Origin of the sequence: Streptomyces sp. NPDC089915 (assembly GCF_040684675.1) — a bacterium.
GTDB lineage: Bacteria > Actinomycetota > Actinomycetes > Streptomycetales > Streptomycetaceae > Streptomyces.
On the sequence record NZ_JBFBGN010000290.1, the window covers coordinates 1 to 2,616 of the forward strand.

At 73.8% G+C, this 2,616-nt stretch carries 2 protein-coding genes and 1 pseudogene; all 3 read left to right on the top strand.

From position 1 onward, the window contains the following. The first annotated feature begins 262 nt into the window (after nucleotides 1-262). Nucleotides 263-1,162, top strand: coding sequence for a hypothetical protein (locus AB0O29_RS34965; RefSeq protein WP_365160202.1), 900 nt, complete (start codon nucleotides 263-265; stop codon nucleotides 1,160-1,162). Nucleotides 1,163-1,211: 49 nt separating this feature from the next. Further along, nucleotides 1,212-2,180, top strand: a complete 969-nt coding sequence (locus AB0O29_RS34970; RefSeq protein WP_365160205.1) for a hypothetical protein — start codon at nucleotides 1,212-1,214, stop codon at nucleotides 2,178-2,180. Nucleotides 2,181-2,233: 53 nt separating this feature from the next. Then, nucleotides 2,234-2,616: pseudogene (locus tag AB0O29_RS34975) on the top strand (D-alanine--D-alanine ligase); the annotation flags it as partial.

Genomic DNA, 2,616 nt, shown 5'->3' on the forward strand with positions numbered 1-2,616 from the left:
GTCCCGCTACTACGTCCAGGTGTTCCTCGCCGTCGCCTCCCTCGCCGCGGCCTTCGCGGCGGTCGTCGGCCTCGCCGCCGGCGGGTACGGCGGCATCCGCCGTCACGATGGCCCTGCTCGACGACGACGGCCCCACGGGCGGCTACGTGCACCGGGGAGACCTCGTCCCCTGGTAGGCGAGCCGCCACCGCACCGCCCGGCCGCCGCCGGCACCTCCGAAACCTCCGGCACCTCCGGCACCTCTCCAGCATTGGATCCGCTCATGGGCACCCTCGCCTTGGTCACCGACGCCGTCAGCCTCCCCATCGACTACGACATGCCCCCCTTGCTGGAGGCGTGCCGGACGGTGGGCATCACCGCCGAGGTCTGCGACTGGGAGGACGGGACCGTCGACTGGTCGCGTTTCGAAGCCGTCGTCTTCCGCTCCCCCTGGACCTGGGCGGAGAAGCAGGCCGAGTTCCTGGCGTTCTGCGAGCGCGTCGCACGGGTGACGCGGCTCATCACCCCGATGCCGCTGGTGCGCTGGGCCCTCGACAAGCGGTACCTCGCCGACCTCGCCGCGCACGGGGTCCCGGTCATCCCGACCACGGTCGTCGCGCCGGGGTCGGACGCCCCGGCGGCGGTGCGGGAGTTCCTCGCGGCCCGCCCCGACACCCCCGAGTTCGTCGTCAAGCCGACCGACGGCTGCTACTCCAAGGACGTACAGCGCTACCCGAGGTCGGCGCGGGAGCCGGCGTCCCGGCACGTCGCGCGGCTCCTCGCCAACGGCAGCCACGTCATACTCCAGCCGTACGTGGAGTCCGTCGACCGGCAGGGCGAGACCGACCTGACCTTCTTCGACGGCGTCTACAGCCACGCCATCCACAAGGGCGCGATGCTCATGCCCGACGGCACGGTGCACGTCCCCACCCTCGACTTCCGCCGGGCCCTCGACGCCGACGAGGACCAGCGGGCCGTGGCGGCGGCCGCGCTGGCCGCCTCGGTGGCGCACCTGGGCCTGGACCGGCCCCTGGTCTGCGGGCGGGTCGACCTGGTCCGCGGCTCCGACGGCGCCCCCATGGTGCTGGAGATGGAGCTCTGCGAGCCCTCCCTCAACCTCACCTTCAGCGAGGACGGGGCCCTGCGCTTCGCCCAGGCACTGGCCGAACGGCTCAAGCCGTAGGCCGTCCCTTCCGGCCGTCCTTCTGCGCGGCAACCCCCATGGAGAGAAGATGCGGTTCCTCGTACTCAACCGAACCCCGGTCGCCCAGTACCGCTACCCCGAGTTCCTGGGCGAGGGGCACGACGTCGTCCTCATCACCGACGCGGCGGCCGTGCCGGCCGACGCCGACGAGCGGGCCGCCGTGCTCCGCGGCTACGCCCACGTGGAGGTCGTGGAGGAGTTCCACGCCAACCCGGCCGTGGAGCTCATGGCCCTGAGACTGCACGAGAAGTGGGCGTTCGAGCGGCTGCTGGCGCTGTCGGAGTCCGACCTGTCGCGCGGTGCGCGGCTGCGGGCGGCCATGGGGGTCCCGGGGCACAGCGCGGCGGGCGTGGACGCGTTCCGCGACAAGTACGCCATGAAGTCGGCGCTCTGGGAGGCCGGCGTCCCCCTGCTCCCCTTCGCCGCGGTCCGCCACGCCACGGATCTGGCCGATTTCATCGCCGGGCACGGCTACCCGGTCGTGGTGAAACCGCGCCGGGGAGGCGGGCCGGAGGGCGTCGAGGTGCTGCACTCCCCGGACGACCTCCCGGCGTTCCTCGCGCGCCATCCCGAGGCGGGCACGGACGACGGCGCCCTGCTGCTCGCGGAAACCCACCTGGAGCACGAGGCGTTCCAGGTGGACGGGGTCCTCGCGGACGGCGAGATCCGGCTGGTGTGGCCGTCCGCTGCGGCCGGCGCCGCCCCGTTGGAGCCGCAGGACCCGCTCTCCGACGAGCTGTGCGCGCTGGCCGCGGCGGCGCTGCGGGCCCTGCCCGCGCCCCGGGACTGCGTCTTCCACGCGGAGGTGTTCCGTGGCGGGGACGGCGCCCTGGTCCTCAACGGGATCTCCGCCGGCGCCCGCGACGACGCGGTTTCCGGGCTCCGGCTCGCCGAACTGCACCTGCGGTCCCTCACTGGCAACTCCCCCGCGCCGGTGTCCGCCCGACCTCGCCGGACGGCCGGTCCGGCCCTGCTCCCGGCGCGTCCGTACTGGTGAGTTTCGGCCGGACGTCGTGTGCGGGAGGGTACGGAAGAGGACACAATACGGGCATGCGAATCGTGATCTTGTGTGGTGGAGAGAGCCCGGAACGAGACGTCTCCCTGGCCTCGGGCAGCTCGGTGGCCCGTGCGCTGCTGGAGCGCGGGCACGAGGTGCTGCTGGTCGATCCGGCGGCCGAGGTGCCCGTACTGGCGGGGCCCCTGCGTCCGGGCGACGCGGTGGACGGGTTCGAGGTCGGCAAGGAGCCGCCGGCCGGCCACGAGCGGCACGGGCTGCGGCGGCGTATGGAGGCCGCCTTCGACGGCGGGCCCGTGCCGGAGCTGCTGCGCGACGCGGACGTGGTCTTCACCGCCCTCCACGGCGGCTGGGGCGAGGACGGCTGGGTGCAGGAGCGGCTGGAGAAGGCGGGCGTCCGCTTCACCGGCGCCGACAG